We start from the raw sequence: 21,264 nt of genomic DNA, 5'->3' as shown, positions 1-21,264 counted from the left end.
CTAACCCTGTTATCCTACCCATATCTACTCGTACTGCCGGGCTGAACGCATCTCCGCTTCCAGAAATCCATGAAATAGTCATAGCCGTTGCCGTATTGGGCTGTATCCGCTATGCCCTGGCGACAGCCGCTTTGAGATTACGAGCCCGGTCTTTGAAGAAGCGACCATCCGGCTGCATATGGGTATACGAAGAGCCCGGGGACTGTTTTCACCGTAAAGGTGGCACATTGCAGCTGATCATGGGAGAGCAGCCGAGCAGGAGGGGCGTACCCGAAGCCCCCGCGCGCTTCGCTCGTTCGTTTTTGCATTCATCCGCTTAGGCAAGCAAAGCTTGCCCCGCTGCCGAAATGCCAAAACCCCTCAACATTCGTTGAAGGGCCTTCGTGCCCAGGACTGGATTTGTAATTATTTGATTATCAAAATACAATATTTAAATGAGTCAATGGTGTGGCAGGAAAAGGGGTAAAAATGGCAGGAAAATGATAACTTCATTTTCTTCAACTCAATGACTGATTTTGTCGAAGAATTAATATTTATGAACCCAGATAAAAGCGCATCCACACGGCATAAACTCTACGATTACATACGGCTTGCGGATGATAAAAAATTGAATGCCATCTATAGCCTTCTTGAGGGAGAAATTGAAGAAGCCAGTGAGTGGTGGAAAGATAAGGGCTTCGTGGACGAATTGGATAGACGTTATAAAGCTTTGGAAAGTGGATCCGATGAAGGATTTACTGTTGAAGAACTGAAGGCTTCCATAGGTAAACTGCGTATAAAGCGCTATGGCAAATAAGCCGGCAATTTCCGTTGTTATTTGCAGTCGTGCTCAAAAGGAAATTGCAGAATCCTGCATCGGGCTGCTGATGACAGAGCTAACGGGTTTATTCCTTCTTTATACGATTTGGACCATGCACGTGACTGCTGAGTATTGACGATGAATCGTTTCTGCCGCGGAGTGGTCTTAGCTGTCAATGCTATCCTCTCGGGTTCGCAATAACGCTCCTCAACACAATACCCACCCGGTCGATGAGAGCGCCCGATGCCCCCCAAAAACCAATAATTTCATATCCGTCCGGTGCGTTGTATTCAAATCTGACAGACCCGCTTGTGCCAAAGGCAATATTTTGTCCCAGGTTGGTGTCGATCTGGAAATTTTTCACCACATCGCTGTACTCTCCAAATATATGCGTGATAAACTCCCCCTCCTGCAGCTGCATGATTTGCTCACCACCCCCATTTCCGCCCATTTTATAGGAACCATAAGAAACGTCATTTGCGCCAACATAAGAAACGGTGATGGAATCGATGCTCTCGCCGGAATTGATGATCAATTCCCGTATCCGCGCATCGGGGGTGCCAAACAGATCGTTTAAAAGCGGGAAATGCTGACTGGCTGTCACATCGATAAATTGGGGCTGATCCTTTTTTACTCTCGGATCGATTATGCCGCCACCGGTCCCGCCCGAAGGCCCCTGATAAAATAAATTAACCGCCATAGAAAGGTTTTTTGATGATAGGTTGTTTTTTGGTTACTTCTACTCGTTACTCCGGTTTGGAGGAGCCCTGGAACAATGACCCTTCTTGTCTACTTACCCGAATATACTTCCTTGCCAATTGCTTTCCCACGGTGAAAACACCCATTTTTAAGGGGTTTTATTATCGGTCTTTTTCACAGGCCGACCTTTGCCATTCTCGCTTCCATCATTCCAGACTAAATACTGGCGCCCCCTTTGGATCCAGGTTCCTGAACGGCTATTTCCCGCTTGACTGAGGGGTAACAGACGAACTGCCGGAGGAGTTGGTGGAGGAGCCGGACGAAGAGCTCCCTGAGGAGCTGCTCGATGAGCTGCTTTGGGTGTTAACGGTCGACTTGGACAGCGGTAGATTGAAGGATAGCTTGTAGATCCATTCTCGGTTTAGCGCCATGGGGATGGTCCTAGAGGATTGGCTGGCGAAGGGTTGCCTCAACTGGGCACAGGTTGCTCCAGAAAGGCACCCATGGTATTCATCACCTGAAATAATTATTCACCGCAAACGTAAACTGCTCGATAAACAGTTTTTTATAAGCCGCCAGATTAGTCTGCTCATAAAAAAGTATCATAGCCTTTTTGTAATCCACCGGTTTAACACTCCGGTAAGATAGGGGGCAGTATCCATTCTCGATCAGAATTCCGCTGCTGGTGATTCGACCTGTTCTTTTGTTCCCATCCTCAAATGGCTGGATATAGGAAATGAATAGAACAGCCAGCAAAGCCTTTTCGAAAATGGAAGCGCGGAGGTTGATTACTTCGCAAGCCCGGTCCATATATTCCCGTATTTGGAATTCATTTTCCGGGGGAGTATAGCTCGTTCCCGTTATCCCGACGATCCTTTTGCGGATGTTTTTACTTACTCCAAGGTCTGCGATTAACAGGGAATGGATATCTTCGATGGCACTTGTGCGTAATGGGTTTAAGACGACCCTGCCTTCATAGATATAGTCCAATGCTGTTTTGTGATTGAGCAGCATGGTGGCCTCATCTTTCTGCTTTCCTTCTGCAGGAATATTCTCAGACAAAAGGACTTCCGTTTCGAGTAGGCTGTAGGTGTTCCCTTCGATTTGGGATGATTTCCAGCTGAGCTCGATCGTGAGACGGTTTCTTTCCTTTCTTATGATATCCTGTGGTAGGGTCCGGATGCTTTCACGGAAATCCTTTTGAAGAGCATTCAGTTGATTTAACTCTCCCTCGGTAAATATGTCTACCTTTTCCAAGTAGGTGAATACCTCGGGGTCAATCCTTTTATTTCCTTTTCGTTCGTCGACATCCTTATCGAAATAGGAGTCGCCAATGTTTCCGTAAATAAGCCGGTATGCTGGAGCTACTGTGTAAACCGTCGAGCGGCCTTTACCAGTTCTTAACAGTAAGTGGCTGTCTACCAGTGATTTGAGATCTCTGTTGACCGTAGAGACAGGCTGTTGATCTGGTAAATGTTTTAAAATATCGGCGATCCCGGCTTCAGGATTTTCTAAAATCCAATCCAGTATCTGCCGTTTACGCACGCTAAGTTCCATAGATCGTTTCTTTCCTCTCAAAAATACACTTATTTCCTCTCACTTTGAGAGGAAATAAAGGCCAAAATGAGGGGAAAATAGTCTTTCCTCTCAAAATGAACGACTTTTCCCCTCATACCTAGGGGGAAATCGCCAGAAAATGAGAGGAAAACCGAAATTGCCACTGGGAAGGCAGGTTAGAGTGTAAATCCCCGAAAAGAGGATGAAGGAAGCCGAAATATCAGATCCTCCTGAAGCAAGGAATGTATCTCTGATTTTCGCTGGTTGATGATAGCATGGGCACTGCATTTGCTGATAAGCAAAAAGGGAGGTGCGCTATGAAAGCAATAGTGGTAACAGATCAGGCTGCGGGAACGGCCGGGATGAAACTGGTGGAGCGGCCCGAACCGCAGGCAGCGATAAACGATGTCGTCGTGGAGGTTCACGCGTCGAGTATCACCGGGGATGAGCTGTCGTGGCCCTCGACCTGGACGAATCGCGTCGACCGTGACCGGACGCCGTCGATCCCCGGCCACGAACTGGCCGGAGTGGTCACCGCCCTTGGCTATGGCACAACGGGGCTATCGGTGGGACAGCGAGTGTTTGGCCTTACGGACTGGTATCGCGACGGCACCCTAGCGGAGTATGTGGCCGTCGAGGCGCGCAACCTCGCGCCGCTGCCGGGTGACGTTGACTTCACGGTGGGTGCGGCCCTCGTGATGCCGGGCCTGACCGCGTGGCAGGGGCTGTTCGAGCACGGTCGCCTTCGGGCGGGCCAGAGCGTCCTTGTGCATGGTGCGGCCGGCATTGTCGGTTCAATGGCGTCCCAGCTCGCACGTGAAGCCGGTGCATACGTCATCGGCACTGGGCGCGCTACCAGCCGTCAGACGGCTCTCGACTTCGGCGCACAGGATTTCGTCGACCTCGATAACGACGTCTTAGAAGACGTTGGCGGGGTTGATCTGGTTTTTGATGTCCTCGGCGGCGACATCGCGAAGCGGTCTGCGGGTATGATTCGCCCCGGAGGAACGTTGGTGACTGTCACTGGTCCGACCGAGGCGCGGCCCGCAGGGGGTCTGACTATTGACTTCGTCGTCGAACCGGATCGCGCTCAATTGAGTGAGATCGTCCGGCGGTTCCGGGAGGGTCGGCTGCGGACAAACATCGGCAACATCGTTACCCTCGAAGGTGCCGTGGACGCCTTCAATCCGACCAAGCGAACCAAGGGAAAGACGATCATCCGCGTTGTCCCATAAAGAGTCGGCGAGGTCCAGCGGCTGTGGCCTCCCGGTGGACGGGTATAGCGATGAACCGTCACAGCGTGCATAAAATGTAGAAGTGCACCTGGATGAAGGTGTTCCAGGGATCAATATAAAAGATGGCCCCGATTCGGATTCAGTCGAGAAGAAGCCGCTCAGTTTATCCGGGCGATCGTATTAGCCTGTCTGGCTGAAATAGCCCATTCAAGAAAAGGGGAGGAAGACCCACAAAAGACCTAAAATTGTAATTCCTACCTGCGCGTTTCCGTTAGAATAATTTTGTCACTGTCTCCTATTGTTCTATCTTTATAGTACTTCCCACTTACTTTCCAACTCTCACTTTTTGAATCGAAATGACTCTTGCGCCAGATCGTTTCCTTGCGCGCGCAAGCAATTACTTAACAATTAACGGGAGGTAATGATTAAGCCGATCGTGATATAGGCGATTTTGCAGAATTATAAATCTTGAAGTATGCAGCACAATAAGGATATTCTGTGGAAGGGCGTTTTACAGTGGGTTTTAGACGATCTGCTGCGGTTTGTTTTTCCGGATGCAGACCAGGTATTCGATTTGCAAAAAAGATTCGTATACCTGGATAAGGAACTCGCGGAGCTAAACCCTGGACCTGGAAAGAAAACGGATGTTAGGTATGTAGATAACCTGGTCAAGGTTTTCCGCAAGGATGGCGGAGAGGAATGGGTACTTATCCATGTGGAGGTACAGGATATAACGAAAGCGGAGGACCGACCTATTTTTCCTGAAAGAATGTTTCGATACTATTATCGCTGCTTTGATCGGCACCATAAGCCGGTGGTAGCAATTGCCATTTTTTGCGGACCCGACGGGAATCTCTTGCAGGGAAGCTACAGTTATGAGTTCATGAATACCCGCCTGCAATATGACTACAATACACTTAGTGTCCTGGATTATTCGGATGAAGAACTGGCGGAGAGTAACAATCCCTTTGCCTGGGTGGTTTTGACCGCCAAAAATGCCCTTCTGAAGGGAAAAAACGTTGACAAAAAACTGCTCGAAGGGAAATTGTTTATTTTCAGGAAATTGTATGAGAACGGCATTTTCGAGAAGAAGAAGCTGCAAGCCATTTTGAAATTTCTGGATAAATATGTCCTCTTTGAAAAACGCGAGACAATTCGTACTTTTGGGAAAGAAGTAGATAAGATCACCGGTAAAAAGAATACTATGGATATCTTGAGTGAAATCTATGCAGAGGAAAAGACCTGGGCGATTGTAAAAAATCTCCTCACAAAAACTACTCATACCATGGAGGAGATAGCCGCTTTGGCCGAAGTGCCTGTTGACTTTGTGAAAGAGGTGAGGAAGAGCCTTAGGAAGCAGAAAAAATAGCTTCTCGTTGTAGATACGATATTGAAACCGTCGGGATGATCCCGGCGGTTTTTTGTTTTATGACCTGCTCAACGGGCTACGCGCTTGTGCGTAGCCGATGCAGCGCGCGCTACGCGGACTACGGGGGCTCAATAGGGAATTCTACGAGTTTTGGGGCGCTTGTGCGTTGTGGTATAAACCGGATCGCTGGACTGCTTTAGTTTAGATGTCACAAACTAAAACCGAGCAGTCATGATGAAGCCGTTTGATGCGTTGTTCCAGGATTTGGAAAAAGCCTTGAAGATGGTGGACAAAAGCTATGGGAGGCCCGAAAAGTAGAAGGGCAAGCGCTTCCTTGTTGTGGTTTTTTTGTATTTGATCCTTGGGCTTGGTGTAAATAAATATGCCGGTTGTGGGCCGCTGCCTTGGATCGCGACCAAAGTCATAATAGAATGTGATTTTGTCGCCCTTTGCATTCTTTCGCTTCAAGATATTTATAGCGAGTAAAGTTGAAGGGTTGAAGAATAAGGATACAAGGTAAGTGCCGGTTTGAGGACATCAGCCTCCCGGGCAATGCTGCGACGCAGGGGTTGTTGAACACGGTAAAATGTGAGAAGACCTGTGAAGGAAAATATTTTGTTACTGGCTGACTATGCCGGGGCCTTTCTGCCAAAGTGGCTTTGAAAGGCATGTCATTGTAGCCTGACGTTTCGCTTTTCGGTTGTTGCGCGCCGTGAGGTTCTGATAACGGAAGTTCCCCCTTCTTTTCGACCGAGGTGTGTTGGTCTTGTGCTGGCGGCAAGCACGCAATTTCGTGTGTCATTTGGAGTGTCAAATTTGTGTCGTGAATAGTGGTAGAAAGCGGGGAAAAGCGACACAAATTTGACGCAGGGGGAATAAAAAAGCCTTGTAAGTCAATACTTTACAAGGCTTTTGTTGTGCCCAGGACTGGATTATCTCCGGCCTGACGGCCTCCGCTGATCCAGATACTCCTGCGAGGGGCGTACCCGAAGGCCCCCACTCGCTTCGCTCGTTCGTTTTTGCATTCATCCGCTTAGGCAAGCAAAGCTTGCCCCGCTGCTGAAATGCAAAAACCCCTCAACATTCGTTGAGGGGCCTTCGTGCCCAGGACTGGATTCGAACCAGCACACCTTACGGCGCTGCTACCTGAAAACAGTGCGTCTACCAATTTCGCCACCTGGGCATCCTCTTGATAATGAACACTCTCCGTAGAGAGAATTCCTTATTCGGGGCTGCAAATATAGGAAAAGAAAAAATTGTAACCCAAGAAAACTTTGTTTTTTATCCGGAATGGCGAAATTCTTTCGACCCCTAATTTATCCTTACCAGGTTCTTCGCTATACTTTGCGGCAAATTGTTGATGTTGGCGATCTTCAGAGTGGGCGTCTGTTCGACGCTACCGGTAGCATCCTTTGCCAATCTCGCATCCACAGCCGGAGTCTCCAACTTGTACATGGCCCCCGTAGCAGGATCGATAACTAAAAAGCCGAGAAGACCTCCGATGAGAAGGTTTCCCCAATACCAGCCATTGACCTTGCATTCCAGGGGGATATCCTGAGAAGCGTATCCCGCGAACTCAAAATGGACAGTGTAGGACTCCTTCTTGAAAAAGCCGGCTCCCGATTTTAAAGTGAGCATTACAGGTGTGGTCCCTTTATACACCTGTACCCCGTGACGGTTGGTGATCATGACGGTGGCGCCCGCCGGATCACTGGCCACGTGCACCGGCCAGTTCGATTTGCTGACAATAGAAGCGCATGAATTAAGTACGGTCAGAGCAATAATTAAAATAAAGGCGTAGAGTGTCCTTTTCATATCGGTTATTTAGGTTTAGAGAACCAAAATAACATCTTAGGTGTTAAGGACAAAGCAGATGCCATTTGCGGGGTGGGAAATTGGGGAAAACACCAAGGAAAAAATCAAGAGAAATGCACGACTATCCTTAAAGCGTACACGCCGTCGGGCGAAATTGACACGACGGTGAAGTCTTGTTTTTTTACCATAATAACAAATGAATAACCTTTCAAGCGCCGTCTCCGCCCTAATGCGCCGCCTCCTCCGCCTCTATCGCGGCCTCCGCCTTCCTTCCCTTCCACCCGATGATCAGCACTCCTGTGATCACCAGCACCGTCCCCACCACCTGCTCCGCGAAGATCGGATCACCCAAAAGAAAATGTGCCTGGAGGATCGTCGACACCGGCCCCACACTCGTCACTATGGCCGCATTGTTCGGCCCGATGATCTTCATCCCCGCCGACAGCATAAAGGAAGGGATCACCGTCGCCACCAGCGCCAGCAACACGCCATAACCCCAAAGCCCGCCGCTGCCGGTCGACACAGGCAGCAACACGCCACCCTGGGCCAACTGCCGTACAAAGTAATGCAACAACACCGCCCCCGTCGCCGCCAGCATACTATACGTCGTAAACTTCGCCGCACCAAGCACCGGCACCATCCGCCCCGTACCCGACAGGTAGAAAGCATAGGTAATGGAACACAAAAAAATAAGAAAACTACCCCAGTAGAAATGCGGATTCGCCGTATCGATCTTTAACTCTCCGAAATAAGCGATGCCGATCCCCAGATAGGTAAGCGCCAGCGCCCAAAACTGCGCCCGGCTGATGCGCTGCCGGAACACCACGGCATTGATCAATACCGAAAAACTCGGATATAGGAACAGGATCAGCCGCTCCAACCCCGCCGAAATATACTGCAGCCCGATAAAATCAAAGAAACTGCTCAGGTAATATCCCAGCAATCCAAGCAACACCACATAAAACCACTGCCGCCGACTCATCCGCACATTCCCCTCTTTCCGGCTACCCCAAAACGCCACTATCAGATAGAAGGGTAGGGAGAGCAGCATCCGCAACATCAGCAGCGTCAGGCCATCCGTATGCGTGCTGCGGAAGGCCAGCTTCACCAAAATGGCTTTTGTGGAAAAGATAATGGCGCCTGAAAAAGAGATCAGGAACCCGGTCAATAAGGTCTTGCGCGTTGCCATCGCTAAGGCTAAACAGACACGTTAAAGTCCCTCAGCGCATCATTCAAACTCGTCTTCAGATCAGTACTCGGCTTCCGCTGCCCGATGATCAGCGCACAGGTCACATTATATTCACCCGCAGGGAACTTCTTCGTATAGCTACCCGGTATCACCACGCTCCGCGCCGGCACCCGGCCTTTATATTCTACCGGTGACGCGCCGCTTACATCGATGATCTTTGTCGATTGGGTCAGCACCACATTGGCGCCAAGCACCGCCTCCTTTTCAACGATGACCCCTTCTACCACGATGCTCCGGCTTCCGAGAAAAGCCCCATCCTCGATGATCACCGGCGCTGCTTGCAACGGCTCCAGCACTCCGCCGATGCCGACACCCCCACTGAGGTGTACCCCCTTGCCTATCTGCGCACAACTGCCAACCGTCGCCCACGTGTCCACCATGGTCCCTTCGTCGACATAGGCGCCGATGTTCACATAGCTGGGCATCAGCACGACATTCCGGGCCAGGAAAGCCCCATAACGTGCTACCGCATGCGGCACCGCCCTTACTCCCAGGGATTTATAATCTTTTTTCAGCAGCATCTTATCATAGAATTCAAAGGGCGCCAAATCCCAGGTCTGCATCTGCTGGATGCCAAAATATAGAAGGATGGCCTGCTTCACCCATTCATTCACCGTCCATCCGCCCCCATCTTTGGGCGACGCCACCCGCAACCGGCCTTTATCTACTTCCTCGATGACGGTCCGCACCGCGTCGGAATAGTTGTTCTCTTTTAATAATTCCCGGTTACCCCAGGCTTCCGTGATCAATTGTTTCAATTCCATTTCAGCGTTTTTTGAGGATGCGAATTTACAAGTATTTTTGCACCTTCAGCACCATGAACTTCGACATCGATATCGACCGCTCCCTCGCCGTCCTCCAATCTGGAGGACTCATCCTATATCCAACCGACACCATCTGGGGCATCGGCTGCGACGCCACCGACCCGCAAGCCGTCGCCAAAGTCTACTCGCTCAAACAACGTGAAGCCGCCAAAAGCCTAATCGTGCTGGTGGCCGACAAACGCGATATTTTGAAATATACCAGCCAGCCCGACCTCCGCATCTTCGACTTTCTGGATATCGTCAAAAAACCTACCACCGTCATCTACGAAGGCGCCATCGGACTCGCACCTAATCTCATCAATGCCGACGGCACCATCGCCATCCGCCTTGTCGACGACCCCTTCTGCCGGCATCTGATAAAGCGATTCCGGAAACCCCTCGTCTCCACTTCTGCTAATATCTCCGGCGAGCCCGCCCCCCCTTTTTACAAAGAGATCGATCCACGCATAAAACAAGGCGTCGACTACATCGTCGAACACCGCCGTGACGACGAAACACCCCGCGAACCCTCCGCCATCGTCAAATGGAACGCTGACGGCACCCCCACGGTCATCCGCTCTTAATATACTAAATTTGCCCGGTGCAAAAATTCCTGGTTATACAAACCGCCTTCATTGGCGACGTCGTCCTCGCAACGGCCCTCATCGAAAAGCTCCACGCGTGCTACCCCGACGCCCGCATCGACTTCCTGGTCAGAAAAGGCAACGAAGCCCTGCTCACCGGCCATCCCTATCTCACCGAAGTCCTCATCTGGGACAAAAAACAAAACAAGTTCAAGAACCTCCTGGACCTCACCCGTCGCATCCGTAAAACAAAGTACGACAAGGTGATCAATGTTCAGCGTTTCGCCGCCACCGGCCTGCTCACCACTTTCTCCGGTGCAAAGGAAACCATCGGTTTCGACAAAAACCCCCTCAGCCGCTTCTTCACCCACCGCATCCCGCATATCGTCAGCGCCCCCGAAAAAACGGCGCTCCCCATGACTGGCGCGGGCGCGCCGCTTCACGAGATCGAGCGCAACCAGGCCCTCATCGCCGCCTTCACCGACGACAAACCGGCCAAACCCCGGCTCTATCCCACACCCACAGACGAGGATAAAGTCAAGCCGTACAAGACAAAACCCTATATCACCATCTCACCCGCCTCCGTCTGGTTTACCAAACAATATCCAAAGGAGAAATGGATCAGCTTCATCCAAAATCTCCCGCCGCAAACCACCGTCTATCTGCTCGGCGCCCCTTCCGATAAAGACCTCTGTCAGTACATCCAAACTAACGCCCCCGGCGAAGACATTATCGACCTCTCCGGCCGGCTCACCTTCCTCCAATCCACCGCCCTGATGCGCGACGCCGTCATGAACTATGTCAACGATTCCGCCCCCATGCACTTCGCCTCCGCCGTCAACGCCCCCGTCACGGCTGTCTACTGCTCTACCATCCCCGCCTTTGGCTTCGGCCCCCTCAGCGATAAAAGCTACATAGTCGAGACCCCAGAACCCCTCGACTGCCGCCCCTGCGGTCTCCATGGCTATAAGGCCTGCCCCCGCGGACACTTCAACTGCGCCAATAAAATTCAAGACCGCCAACTTTTGGAAACCATGATGGACGGCCGCCCGTCGGTCGGATATTAGGACACATTCTTTAACTTCGCCCCTGGCGCCTGCGCCCAAGAACAGACATTAGCGCTTTGCTGGAAATGCGCTATTTTTCCTGAGGCGCATTTCCAGCACATGAATTATGGACATCAACTGCACAGAAAAGGAATTATTCGTCTTCGAAAAGATCGCCCGCGCCGCGGCCGCCCTGGAAGCCCCGGTCTATCTTATAGGCGGCTTCGTCCGTGACAAACTCATCGGCCGGCCCACAAAAGACGCCGACATTGTCTGTGTCGGGGACGGCATCGCTCTTGCTCACAAGGTTGCCGAATCGCTGAAGCCAAAACCTTTGGTCTCTTATTTCAAGAACTTCGGCACCGCCCAGATAAAATACGAGGATTGGGAGATAGAATTCGTCGGCGCCCGAAAGGAGAGCTATCGCGCCGAATCCCGGAATCCCGAGGTCGAACCCGGCACTTTGCAGGACGACCAGCTTCGCCGCGACTTTACCATCAATGCCATGGCCATCAGCCTCAACGCCCCCGACTATGGCCAACTCATCGATCCCTTCGAGGGAATAAACGACCTCGAGGCAAAGATCATCCGTACCCCGCTCGATCCGCTGAGGACCTTCAGCGACGACCCGTTGCGCATGCTCCGCGCCATCCGCTTTGCCACCCAGCTCAACTTCACCATCGCCGAAGCCACGCTCAACGCCATTAGGGAAGACGCCCCCAGGATAAAGATCATTTCCCAGGAACGTATCACTGACGAGCTGAATAAGATCATCCTCAGTGCAAAACCCTCCATTGGCTTCGATCTGCTCTATCGCACCGGCCTCCTTAAGATCATCTTCCCGCAGATGGTCGACCTCGCCGGCGCGGAATACATCGATGGCCACGGCCACAAGGACAACTTTTACCACACCCTCCAGGTGCTCGATAACATCAGCCGCAATACTACCGATCTCTGGCTACGCTGGGCCGCCATCCTCCATGATATCGGCAAGCCGGCCACAAAGAAATTTGAGAAAGACCATGGCTGGACCTTCCACGGCCACGAGGTCGTCGGCGGTCGCATGGTTCCCAAAATATTTACAAAGCTCAAACTGCCGCTCAACGAAAAAATGCGCTTTGTACGCAAATTGGTGGAATACCATCTGCGGCCCATAAGCCTGACAAAGGAGAACATCACGGATTCGGCCATCCGCCGGCTGCTTTTCGATACCGGTGACGACATCGACGCTCTCATGACACTCTGTGAGGCCGACATTACAAGCAAGAATAAACAAAAGGTCAAACGCTACCTGGAGGATTTCGAACTGGTTCGCCAGCGCCTCAAAGAGGTGGAAGAGAAGGACAAGATCCGCAACTGGCAACCCCCGATCACCGGCGAGATGATCATGGAGAAGTTTGGCCTCCCTCCCGGCCGCACCGTTGGCGATATCAAGAATGCCATCCGCGATGCCATTCTCGACGGCGTCATCGACAACAATTATGACTCCGCCCATGATTTCATGATGAAGAAAGCGGCTGAGTTGCAGTTGGTTCCGGTGAAATAACAGATTTCCAGTGAGATAGCAGAATTGCACAATTATTGTATCTTGTGAACTCTAAATTGCATTGTAGCCATGGCGATATTGAAATTCCGGGTATATTTCGAAGAAGACGATAGCATTTACAGGGATGTGGCTGTACGGCACACGCAGTCCTTTTTGCAATTACACCAGGTGATTCTGAAGGCATATGAATTCGATAACAAGCATCAGGCAACTTTCTATCGGAGCAACGACCATTGGCAGCGGGGCCGGGAGATCTCGCTTGAGAAATACGATAAGCCCTATAAGGCAGAACCCTTAATGATGGATGCGACCACCATCGGCTCGGAGATTCGCGATCCCAACCAGAAATTCATCTATGTCTACGACTTCGTAAAGAACTGGGGCTTTCTCGTCGAATTGATCAGCGTCTCCAAGGAAGAGAACGGAAAACTGGATTATCCTGCCATCGTAAAGGCCGAAGGCATCGCACCCTCCCAATATGGAACAAAGGGTCTCGTCGGCGACAAACTCACCGAGATGGAAGAAAAATACGATCTCACAAAGGGCACCGAGGGCTTTGGCGTCGAAGGCGACAAAGAGTCGGAGGAAGAAAGCGAAGAAGGTGAAGGTGAAGGTGAAGGTGAAGAGGAAGGTGGTGTCGACGAAGTACTGTAAATCCTATGGCCCTTACAGCACCCATCGTAATCATTGTTGTTGGGCCGACGGCCGTCGGCAAGACGGCTGCCGCAATTCGTCTCGCCCGTCACTTTAAAACAAAGATCATCTCCGCCGACTCCCGTCAATGTTATCGCGAGCTCAACATCGGCGTCGCAAAACCATCTCCCGCCGAACTCGAAGCCGTGCATCATTATTTTATCAATTCTCATTCTATTGAGGAAGAGGTCAACGCCGCCACCTTTGAAGAGCTCGCGCTTGGCTGGGCTGCTGACATCTTCCGCACGGCGCCCGTCGCGGTCATGGTAGGCGGAACGGGGCTTTATATCCGCGCCTTCACCGATGGTCTCGACACCATTCCCCCCGTCGACCAGGCTATCCGCAGCCATATCCGCTTTCACTATGAAGAGCGCGGCCTCACCTGGCTACAGGAAGAAGTAAAAAAATATGATCCCGCCTTCTACGAGCAAGGCGAGATCCAAAACCCCCAGCGGCTCATGCGCGCACTCGAGGTCCGGATGTCCACCGGTCAGTCGATCCTTTCCTTCCGCACCCGGGAGCCGCGCACGCGGCCCTTTACCATCCGCACCATCGGGCTGCAGCTGCCAAAAGAACAACTCCACCAGCGCATCAACCAGCGCGTCGACGCCATGATGGAGGCCGGCCTCCTCAATGAGGTAAAAAGCCTTTTGCCCTACCGCAACCACAACGCCCTCCAGACAGTGGGGTATAAGGAGCTCTTCGATCACCTCGACGGCAAACATACCCTGGCCGAAGCCGTCACGGCTATAAAGACGAACACCCGCCAGTACGCCAAACGGCAGCTCACCTGGTTTCGCCGCGATCTGTCCGTTCGCTGGGCCGATCCTGCCACTCCTCTCGAAACGCTTGTGTAGTTCGCGCCGGGTTTTGTATATTCCGGATATGAAGCACATGCTGACTGCTGCCCTCCTTATCCTCTTTCTGGTGCAAACCAGGGCCCAGAAGATCATCGACGTCACCAATAGCGACGGCACCGGCGCCATCGACTACAATACTACCTCCGCTGTCATTGGCCAACTCTACACCGGCATCAAATACGTCCGTGTCACGGCAGGTACCCCCTTCTTCAAAGAGCAATTCATGAAGGCCCGGCTCTTCGACGACGGCGGTGGCCACTACCGCTGCAATGCCGTCCGCATTAATCTCCTCGACAACGAGATCAATTACCTCGGCTCCGATGGAAAGGAAATGATCGCCTCCTCACCCGTCCGGCGCATCATCCTCACCGATAGTACCACCGGCGAGCAATATTATTTCGTCTGGGGCTGGGAGCTCACCCCTACCGATAAGGCGCTGGAAAAGGTCTGGTTCCAGGTACTCGTCAACGACGAGGTCAGCCTCTGCCGCCAGATAAAGAAAAGGATACACGAGACCCCCTCTTACGGCACCGCCACCACCGACCAGGATATCGTCACCATCGAGACATACTATCTCCACCGCAAAGGCGCCCTTGTCCTGGTGAAAAGCTGGCAGGATCTGCAAGACCAGCTCCAGGACCGCAAGGCCATCCTTACGCAATATATCCACGACCATCACCTGAAAGGCCGCAACACCGATGACTATATCCAGCTGGTCACCGCTTACAATGCTGTAAAAAATAACTGAATGGTAATATTGAGTTAACACGCTTTCGTCCGAATATTGCACGCGCAAATCCAAATTGGACGGAGTCCAATTCACGTCATTAAATACAACGTTTGGTCAATCCACACCTGCACAAACTGATAGCCAGGGAATTCGGCGAAGATTTTCAATGGGGCGTGGCGATGGCCGCAGTACAGAATGAAGGTGCATGGAACAGCTACGGTAAAGGTCCCTCCATCTGGGACGCCTTCTCCCGCCGCCAGGGCAAGATAAAAGGCGGTGGCCGGCCCACTGTCGCCTGCGATTTCTACCACCGTTATAAAGATGACATCCTGCTGGTAAAAGCCCTTGGCTTTTCCGTCTTCCGTTTTTCCCTTTCCTGGGCGCGTATCCTCCCCGAAGGCATGGGGCGGGTAAATAAGGAAGGCATCGCCTTTTATCACCGGGTTATTGACGAATGCCTCAAACTCGGCCTGACCCCCTATGTCACCCTCTACCACTGGGACATGCCCGTGACCCTGGAAAAAGAGGGGGGATGGACCAGCCACTTCATGCTCAAATGGTTCACCCGGTTTGCAACGGTATGTGCCGAGGAATATGGCGACAAGGTGAAGAATTGGATCGTCCTCAACGAGCCCTTTGGCTTTACGAGCCTCGGCTATATGCTGGGCCGCCATGCACCCGGCAGGGTAGGGCTCTCCAACTTTCTGCCCGCTATCCACCACGCCGCCCTGGCCCAGGCGGAGGGTGGTCGCATCCTCCGGCAACTGGTACCCAACGCCCACATCGGCACCACCTTCTCCTGCTCCGAAGTGCTGCCTTTTACGAATAACCCCGAAGACATCCAGGCGGCAAAACGCATGGATATCCTCATGAACCGCCTTTTCATCGAACCTGCTCTCGGTCGCGGCTATCCCCGCGAGGACTTCAAATTCCTCGAAAAGCTCGAACTCCACAATCGCAGCTGGAAATACACAGAGCGTATGAGCTTCAACTTTGATTTCATCGGTATCCAGAACTATTTCCCCATCGTCGTCCGCTTTAACCCGCTCATCCCGATCGTCCAGGCTTCTGAGGTAAAAGCCGCTGCCCGCGGGGTACCCCACACCGCTATGGGCTGGGAGATCAACCCCGACAGCTTCTATCGCATCCTGAAAAAGTTCTGGCTCTACGGCGGCGTAAAAGAGATCATCATCAGCGAAAGCGGCGCCGCCTTCCGGGATGAGGTGGTCAATGGGGCCGTCGACGACCAGTCCCGCATCGACTACTATCAGCAATACCTGCTCGCCCTGCTCAGGGCCAAAAAAGAAGGGGTAAATATAAAAGGCTATTTCGCCTGGACCCTTATGGACAATTTCGAATGGGCCGAAGGGTATAAAGCCCGATTCGGACTCATCCATGTTGACTTTGATTCTCAACTCCGTACCATCAAAAACTCGGGGTATTGGTTTCGTGACTTCCTCAACGGCAAAAAATAAACCCCACCTTTTTCCTCTCTTTTAATAACTCCGCGTTAAAAACCTGGAAATCACTGTTCCGGGTTTTGTTTTTCCTATATGTTCGCCAACTTCTCTAAAAAAAATAATTTCTTTTTAACTTTTTTATAAAAGTTTATTAACTTTAAATTCATTTATAATCGGACCTGTACACTAACCGAAGCTTATGCGTGAGAAAAACTTGCTATATAAGGGAAAGATTATCAAAGAATTATATTTCGCTGGCGCCTTATCCTGTTCCGATCTGAGCACCCAGATCAAAACAAGTCTCCCCTTAACGACCAAAATGGTAAATGAATTGATTAGGGACAACGAAATCGTTGAAACAGGTTATGCCCCTTCTACCGGCGGCCGGCGCCCCCAGATGTATTCCATCCGGCCCGACTGGATGTATACCGTTGCCGTCGCCATGGACCAGTTGTTCACCCGCATCGTCATCATGGACATGCAGCGCCATCCCGTCAGCGAACCGGAGAAGATCGAACTCCACCTGGCCCGCAATCCCCTGGCGCTCGAAACCTTCGCCGCAACACTGGACGAGCACATCCTTAAATCCGGGATCAGCAGGGAAAGGATAGCCGGCATCGGCATCGGTATGCCGGGATTCATAGACTCCAGGAAAGGCCTCAACTACTCCTTCCTGGGCAACGGGGAGAGGAGCATTACGAGATATATAACGGATAAGGTTAATGTACAGACCTATATCGAGAACGATTCCAGCCTCATTGCACTCGCGGAGCTCAGCTTCGGGGCGGCACGCCACAAGAAAACCGCCATGGTCGTCAACTTAGGCTGGGGCATTGGCCTGGGCCTGATCATCAACGGCGAGCTGTTCCGGGGCTACAACGGGTTCGCAGGCGAATTCAGTCATCTGCCGCTTTTTACCAACAACAAGTTATGCAGTTGCGGAAAGATGGGCTGCCTCGAGACGGAGGCTTCCCTGATGGTCGTAGTCGAGAAGGCCAAAGAAGGCATCCGCAACGGGCGCGTCACCCTGCTGCAGGAAAAACAGCTGGCGGACGATCTCGACCAGGCATCGAAGGCTGTGATCTCCGCAGCCGGCAAAGGTGACAAATTCGCCGTGGAGCTTTTGTCGGAGTCAGGGTATAACATCGGCAGAGGCGTCGCCATCCTGATCCACCTCCTCAACCCCGAGACGATCATCTTAGGGGGCAGGGGCGCTTCGGCAGGCAGGATCTGGCAAACGCCCATCCAACAGGCTCTCAACGAACACTGTATTCCCCGCCTGGCTGGCAATACCGAGCTGGAGATCTCCAGGTTAGGCTATGACGCCGAACTCATCGGCGCCGCTGCCCTGGTCATGGACAACTATGCGAAAGAGCGTCATTTTCTTACAACACACACTAACAATTAAAATCAAAACAAACTGCTCATGAAACGAACAATTAAGCCAACGTTCGCATTTGCGATGTTCTCTGTTGTCGCCTTCCTGCTGTTTGGGTTTTCTGTCGATGCCCAACAGCGGAAGCTGATCACCGGGACGGTAAAGGACCAATCGGGTCAGCCTCTCCCTGGTGTCACCGTGGCGATAAAGGGATCAAAGACCGGTGGCGTCTTCACAGACGAGAACGGTAATTTTTCCGTCCACGCCGATGCTAATGCTACTCTTCTCTTCAGTACCATCGGCTATGACGGCAAAGAGGTACTGGTAGGAGAGAATTCCACCTTTTCGGTGCAGTTGGCAAAGAATAGTAAAGAGCTGACGGAAGCGATCGTGACGGGCTTCGGCGTAAAAAAAGACGTCCGCAAACTATCTTACTCGGCGACCCAGATCCAGGGCAGCGAGATCGTTGCCACCAATAACTCCAACCTGGGCGATGCCCTTCAGGGTAAGGTGGCTGGTGTTACCGTCTCCCAGGGCACTGGCGGTCCTTCGTCGAGCTCCCGTATCCAGATCAGGGGTAATGCCCGGCTCGATCAGAATACAGAACCCCTGGTCGTCATCGATGGTATTCTCCTTCAACCGGGTACCTCCGGTGCCGACTCCTGGGGCGGCGGCCAGGACTTCGGTAACATCATCAAAGACCTTAACCCCGATGACTACGAAAGCATCACCGTGCTGAAAGGCTCAGCGGCTTCCGCGCTCTATGGTTCGCAAGCCCTCAACGGCGTGCTGCTGATCCAGACCAAAAAAGGCCGCGCACGGAAAGGACTCGGAGTCACCTACAACCAGACCGTTTCTTTCGACCAGGCGTATAAGCTGCCCGACCTGCAGAATACCTATGGCGGCGGCCTCAGCTCCACCTTTGCAAAAGACGGTTCGGGTAACGATGTGGTCGACGTCTCCGCCAGCGCATGGCCCAACCCCAACGGCGGGTACTCTTACGGCCCCGCATTCGATGGTCATATGGTAAAAGATCTCGATGGCCGCATGGTTCCCTGGAAGGCCAATGATGCCTTGAAGGAATTCTTCCAGACAGGCAGATTTGTCAATACCAACGTCTCCACCGAAGGAGGAAATGACAACGCGAGCTTCAGGGCTTCCTATACCAACCTCTACAACACCAGCGTCGTCCCGAATAATAGCTTAAACAAGAACAGCTTCGCCCTGCACGGCACCGCGAAGCTATCTAACGTGCTCTCGCTCGATGCAAGCGTCAACTATACTACGACCAAGGTGCTGAATCCCATCATCCAGGGTGGCGGCGGCACCTCCAACCCCATCGGCGGTATCCTCTATTTCGCGCCCCGGAATGCACCGATCTCCTACTTTAAGAATAATTACATCGACCCTGTGAATGGCGGCATCAAAGCGACTTCTTCCAACGACCCCTATTACTTCGCCCACCTCTTCTGGCCGATGTTCGAAGAAAATCTCAGCCATACCGAGAACGTCCTGCTGGCCAACCTCGATCTGACGGCGAAGTTCACCCCCTGGCTCACCGGCCTGGTACGCGCCAATGTGCAGAACTATAATGATGTGACGGAAAACCAGCAGCTTGGTCAAGGGGCAAACTTCTCAGGCGGTTATTATGAGATCGACCAGAGCTCTTATAAGAATACAAGGGTGCAGGGACTGTTGACGGCCAACAAAGAGTTGGGCAAGGATTTCGCTTTGACGGCAACCGTCGGCGGCGAAGAGCAGAATTTCCTCGGCGGCCCCATCTCAAGATCGCAGACCAATGGCGGTCTGACGGCCCCGGGTCTTTATTTCATCGCTAACTCCGTCAGCGCCCCCACCACCACGGTCGGTACCAATCCCAAATCGATCCTGGCAGCGGTGTACGGCTATGGTGACCTCACCTGGCGGAACATGCTGACGTTCAACTTCAGTATTCGCAATGACTGGTCGTCTGCCCTGACATATGCGGATGGCCATGGCCACTGGACCTATGCTTACCCCAGCCTCGGTCTGGCCTGGGTCTTTACGGAATTGCCTTCCTTCAAGAACTCCAACTCCATCCTGTCCTTTGGCAAGCTGCGGGCCAGCGTGGGCTGGACAGGCTATAGCGCCAATCCCTATGTGACCAACAGCACCGGCAACTACGGCTCGGTGGGCACCTTTAACAATGCCAGCAATGCCAACCAGACGCTGTATTCCTTCAGCGACGGCCAGGGCAACTACAACACCACGCTGGGTAACCAGACCCTTGTCAACGAGCTGGCCCGCGAGATCGAGTTCGGTACCGACCTCCGTTTCCTGAAGAACCGCGTGGGCATCGACATCGCCTACTATAAGAAGAACTCCTTCAACCAGATACTCTCCCTGTCCGCCGACCAGGAATCTGGCATTTCCGGCCGCACCATCAATGCCGGTAATATCCAGAACCAGGGCGTAGAGATACTCCTCAACGCCTCGCCCGTGAGGTCGAAGGACTTTAACTGGGATATGACCGTTAATTTCGCAACCAACAAGAATAAGATCATCTCCCTGTACCCCGGAGTGACCAAGTATCAACTGCAACTGGCATTCGGCGCCGACGTTGCTGCCTACGCTATTGCGGGTAGCCAATATGGCACCGTCACCACCGGTTACGGCTTCGCTACCTACCACGGTAAGGTGGCTGGCGCCGCCGGCCAACGCGTCCTCGGCAATGCGCCTTACGGCACCACCGGTGGCTACTACACCTACATGCGTTCGCAGGACTACGACGGTTCGACAAAGACCCTCGGCAACATCATGCCGAAATTCCTGTGGGGAACCTTCCAGACATTCACCTACAAGAGCTTCAGCCTCGGCATCCAGGTGGATTCCAAGGTCGGCGGCCTGATGGCTTCCGCTACCGACCAGTACGGTTCGGAGACGGGTAATTTCAAGAACTCCCTTCCCGGCAGGAACGCGAAGTCGGGCGGCCTCACCTACACCGACGCCAGCAACGTTTCTCATGATGACGGCATCATCCCCAATGGCGTATTCGCCGATGGGACCCTGGTCGGTGGTACGGATATTGGCGGCATGACCTACGCCGCTGCTGTGAAAGCCGGCCTGCTCAAACCCGTCCCTGCTTACGCCTATTATGAGAACCTCACACAATGGTCCAGCGGTATCCGCGAAGTATCCATATTCGATAATTCCTGGGTGGCCCTTCGCCAGGTATCGGTCAGCTACTCGTTGCCCGCTTTCGTCTACAAGAAGGCCCATCTCCAAGGGTTGAAGTTTACTCTCACCGGAAGGAACCTCGGCTACATCTGGAAGAATGCAAAAGACGGTATCAACCCGGAAGGCCTGTATAACAACCAGGCGGCTTCGTTCGCAGAAGGCGGCGGCCTGCCTTATGTCAGGAGCATGGGAGCCACACTCAACGCCACATTCTAACCAGTCTAA

18 protein-coding genes and 1 tRNA gene are annotated in these 21,264 nt (G+C 52.5%); 13 read left to right on the top strand and 6 right to left on the bottom strand.

Features of this window, described 5'->3' with window-relative positions; all coding sequences use genetic code 11:
• Nucleotides 1–94: 94 nt before the first annotated feature.
• Nucleotides 95–217, top strand: a complete 123-nt coding sequence (locus IEY39_RS30230) for a glycoside hydrolase domain-containing protein (RefSeq protein ID WP_188932267.1) — start codon at nt 95–97, stop codon at nt 215–217.
• A gap of 318 nt (nt 218–535) precedes the next feature.
• A complete protein-coding gene (locus tag IEY39_RS10790; protein WP_188931294.1) occupies nt 536–796 on the top strand; it encodes an addiction module protein in 261 nt (86 codons plus the stop codon).
• Between the two features lie 181 nt (nt 797–977).
• Here the strand turns inward: IEY39_RS10790 and IEY39_RS10785 are convergent, their stop codons facing one another.
• Complete coding sequence (locus IEY39_RS10785; RefSeq protein WP_188931292.1) at nt 978–1,499, bottom strand: jacalin-like lectin; 522 nt, start codon at nt 1,497–1,499, stop codon at nt 978–980.
• A gap of 512 nt (nt 1,500–2,011) precedes the next feature.
• Nucleotides 2,012–3,055: a Fic family protein gene (locus tag IEY39_RS10780; protein WP_188931290.1), complete on the bottom strand. Its 1,044-nt coding sequence runs from the start codon at nt 3,053–3,055 to the stop codon at nt 2,012–2,014.
• A gap of 317 nt (nt 3,056–3,372) precedes the next feature.
• On the opposite strand from IEY39_RS10780, the gene IEY39_RS10775 reads away from it, so the two are divergent.
• Nucleotides 3,373–4,290: an NADP-dependent oxidoreductase gene (locus IEY39_RS10775; RefSeq protein ID WP_188931288.1), complete on the top strand. Its 918-nt coding sequence runs from the start codon at nt 3,373–3,375 to the stop codon at nt 4,288–4,290.
• Nucleotides 4,291–4,765: 475 nt separating this feature from the next.
• Nucleotides 4,766–5,659 carry an RpnC/YadD family protein gene (locus tag IEY39_RS10770; protein ID WP_188931287.1) on the top strand — a complete coding sequence of 298 codons (894 nt, stop codon included), beginning with the start codon at nt 4,766–4,768 and terminating at the stop codon, nt 5,657–5,659.
• Nucleotides 5,660–6,760: 1,101 nt separating this feature from the next.
• Here the strand turns inward: IEY39_RS10770 and IEY39_RS10765 are convergent.
• The 4 genes from IEY39_RS10765 to IEY39_RS10750 form a co-directional block, all read right to left on the bottom strand.
• Nucleotides 6,761–6,842 (bottom strand) — tRNA-Leu (locus IEY39_RS10765).
• Nucleotides 6,843–6,970: 128 nt separating this feature from the next.
• Nucleotides 6,971–7,474: a hypothetical protein gene (locus IEY39_RS10760; protein ID WP_188931286.1), complete on the bottom strand. Its 504-nt coding sequence runs from the start codon at nt 7,472–7,474 to the stop codon at nt 6,971–6,973.
• A gap of 226 nt (nt 7,475–7,700) precedes the next feature.
• Nucleotides 7,701–8,663: a DMT family transporter gene (locus IEY39_RS10755; RefSeq protein WP_188931285.1), complete on the bottom strand. Its 963-nt coding sequence runs from the start codon at nt 8,661–8,663 to the stop codon at nt 7,701–7,703.
• 8 nt (nt 8,664–8,671) lie between these two features.
• Nucleotides 8,672–9,487 carry a 2,3,4,5-tetrahydropyridine-2,6-dicarboxylate N-succinyltransferase gene (locus tag IEY39_RS10750; RefSeq protein ID WP_188931284.1) on the bottom strand — a complete coding sequence of 272 codons (816 nt, stop codon included), beginning with the start codon at nt 9,485–9,487 and terminating at the stop codon, nt 8,672–8,674.
• 17 nt (nt 9,488–9,504) lie between these two features.
• On the opposite strand from IEY39_RS10750, the gene IEY39_RS10745 reads away from it, so the two are divergent.
• The 9 genes from IEY39_RS10745 (at nt 9,505) to IEY39_RS10705 (ending at nt 21,255) form a co-directional block, all read left to right on the top strand.
• On the top strand, nt 9,505–10,110 hold the full coding sequence (locus tag IEY39_RS10745) for an L-threonylcarbamoyladenylate synthase (RefSeq protein ID WP_229688869.1): 606 nt from the start codon (nt 9,505–9,507) through the stop codon (nt 10,108–10,110).
• Nucleotides 10,111–10,127: 17 nt separating this feature from the next.
• Entirely contained in the window at nt 10,128–11,177 is a 1,050-nt protein-coding gene (locus IEY39_RS10740; protein WP_188931280.1) for a glycosyltransferase family 9 protein, read from the top strand.
• Between the two features lie 106 nt (nt 11,178–11,283).
• Nucleotides 11,284–12,702 (top strand): CCA tRNA nucleotidyltransferase, encoded by a 1,419-nt coding sequence (locus tag IEY39_RS10735; RefSeq protein WP_188931278.1) that lies wholly within the window; start codon nt 11,284–11,286, stop codon nt 12,700–12,702.
• Nucleotides 12,703–12,771: 69 nt separating this feature from the next.
• Nucleotides 12,772–13,356: an IS1096 element passenger TnpR family protein gene (locus tag IEY39_RS10730; RefSeq protein ID WP_188931276.1), complete on the top strand. Its 585-nt coding sequence runs from the start codon at nt 12,772–12,774 to the stop codon at nt 13,354–13,356.
• A 5-nt stretch (nt 13,357–13,361) separates the two neighbouring features.
• Entirely contained in the window at nt 13,362–14,252 is an 891-nt protein-coding gene (gene miaA, locus IEY39_RS10725) for a tRNA (adenosine(37)-N6)-dimethylallyltransferase MiaA (RefSeq protein WP_188931274.1), read from the top strand.
• Between the two features lie 28 nt (nt 14,253–14,280).
• Nucleotides 14,281–15,003, top strand: a complete 723-nt coding sequence (locus tag IEY39_RS10720; RefSeq protein ID WP_188931272.1) for a hypothetical protein — start codon at nt 14,281–14,283, stop codon at nt 15,001–15,003.
• A 92-nt stretch (nt 15,004–15,095) separates the two neighbouring features.
• On the top strand, nt 15,096–16,460 hold the full coding sequence (locus IEY39_RS10715; protein ID WP_229688868.1) for a GH1 family beta-glucosidase: 1,365 nt from the start codon (nt 15,096–15,098) through the stop codon (nt 16,458–16,460).
• Nucleotides 16,461–16,644: 184 nt separating this feature from the next.
• Entirely contained in the window at nt 16,645–17,853 is a 1,209-nt protein-coding gene (locus tag IEY39_RS10710; protein ID WP_188931270.1) for an ROK family protein, read from the top strand.
• Nucleotides 17,854–17,871: 18 nt separating this feature from the next.
• Nucleotides 17,872–21,255: a SusC/RagA family TonB-linked outer membrane protein gene (locus IEY39_RS10705; RefSeq protein WP_229688867.1), complete on the top strand. Its 3,384-nt coding sequence runs from the start codon at nt 17,872–17,874 to the stop codon at nt 21,253–21,255.
• The last annotated feature ends 9 nt before the right edge of the window (nt 21,256–21,264 follow it).

Origin of the sequence: Puia dinghuensis, from assembly GCF_014642875.1 — a bacterium.
In the GTDB taxonomy this organism is placed as follows: Bacteria; Bacteroidota; Bacteroidia; order Chitinophagales; family Chitinophagaceae; genus Puia; species Puia dinghuensis.
Note: the sequence above shows the minus strand (reverse complement) of the source record. Positions and strands in the feature narration are given on the sequence as shown.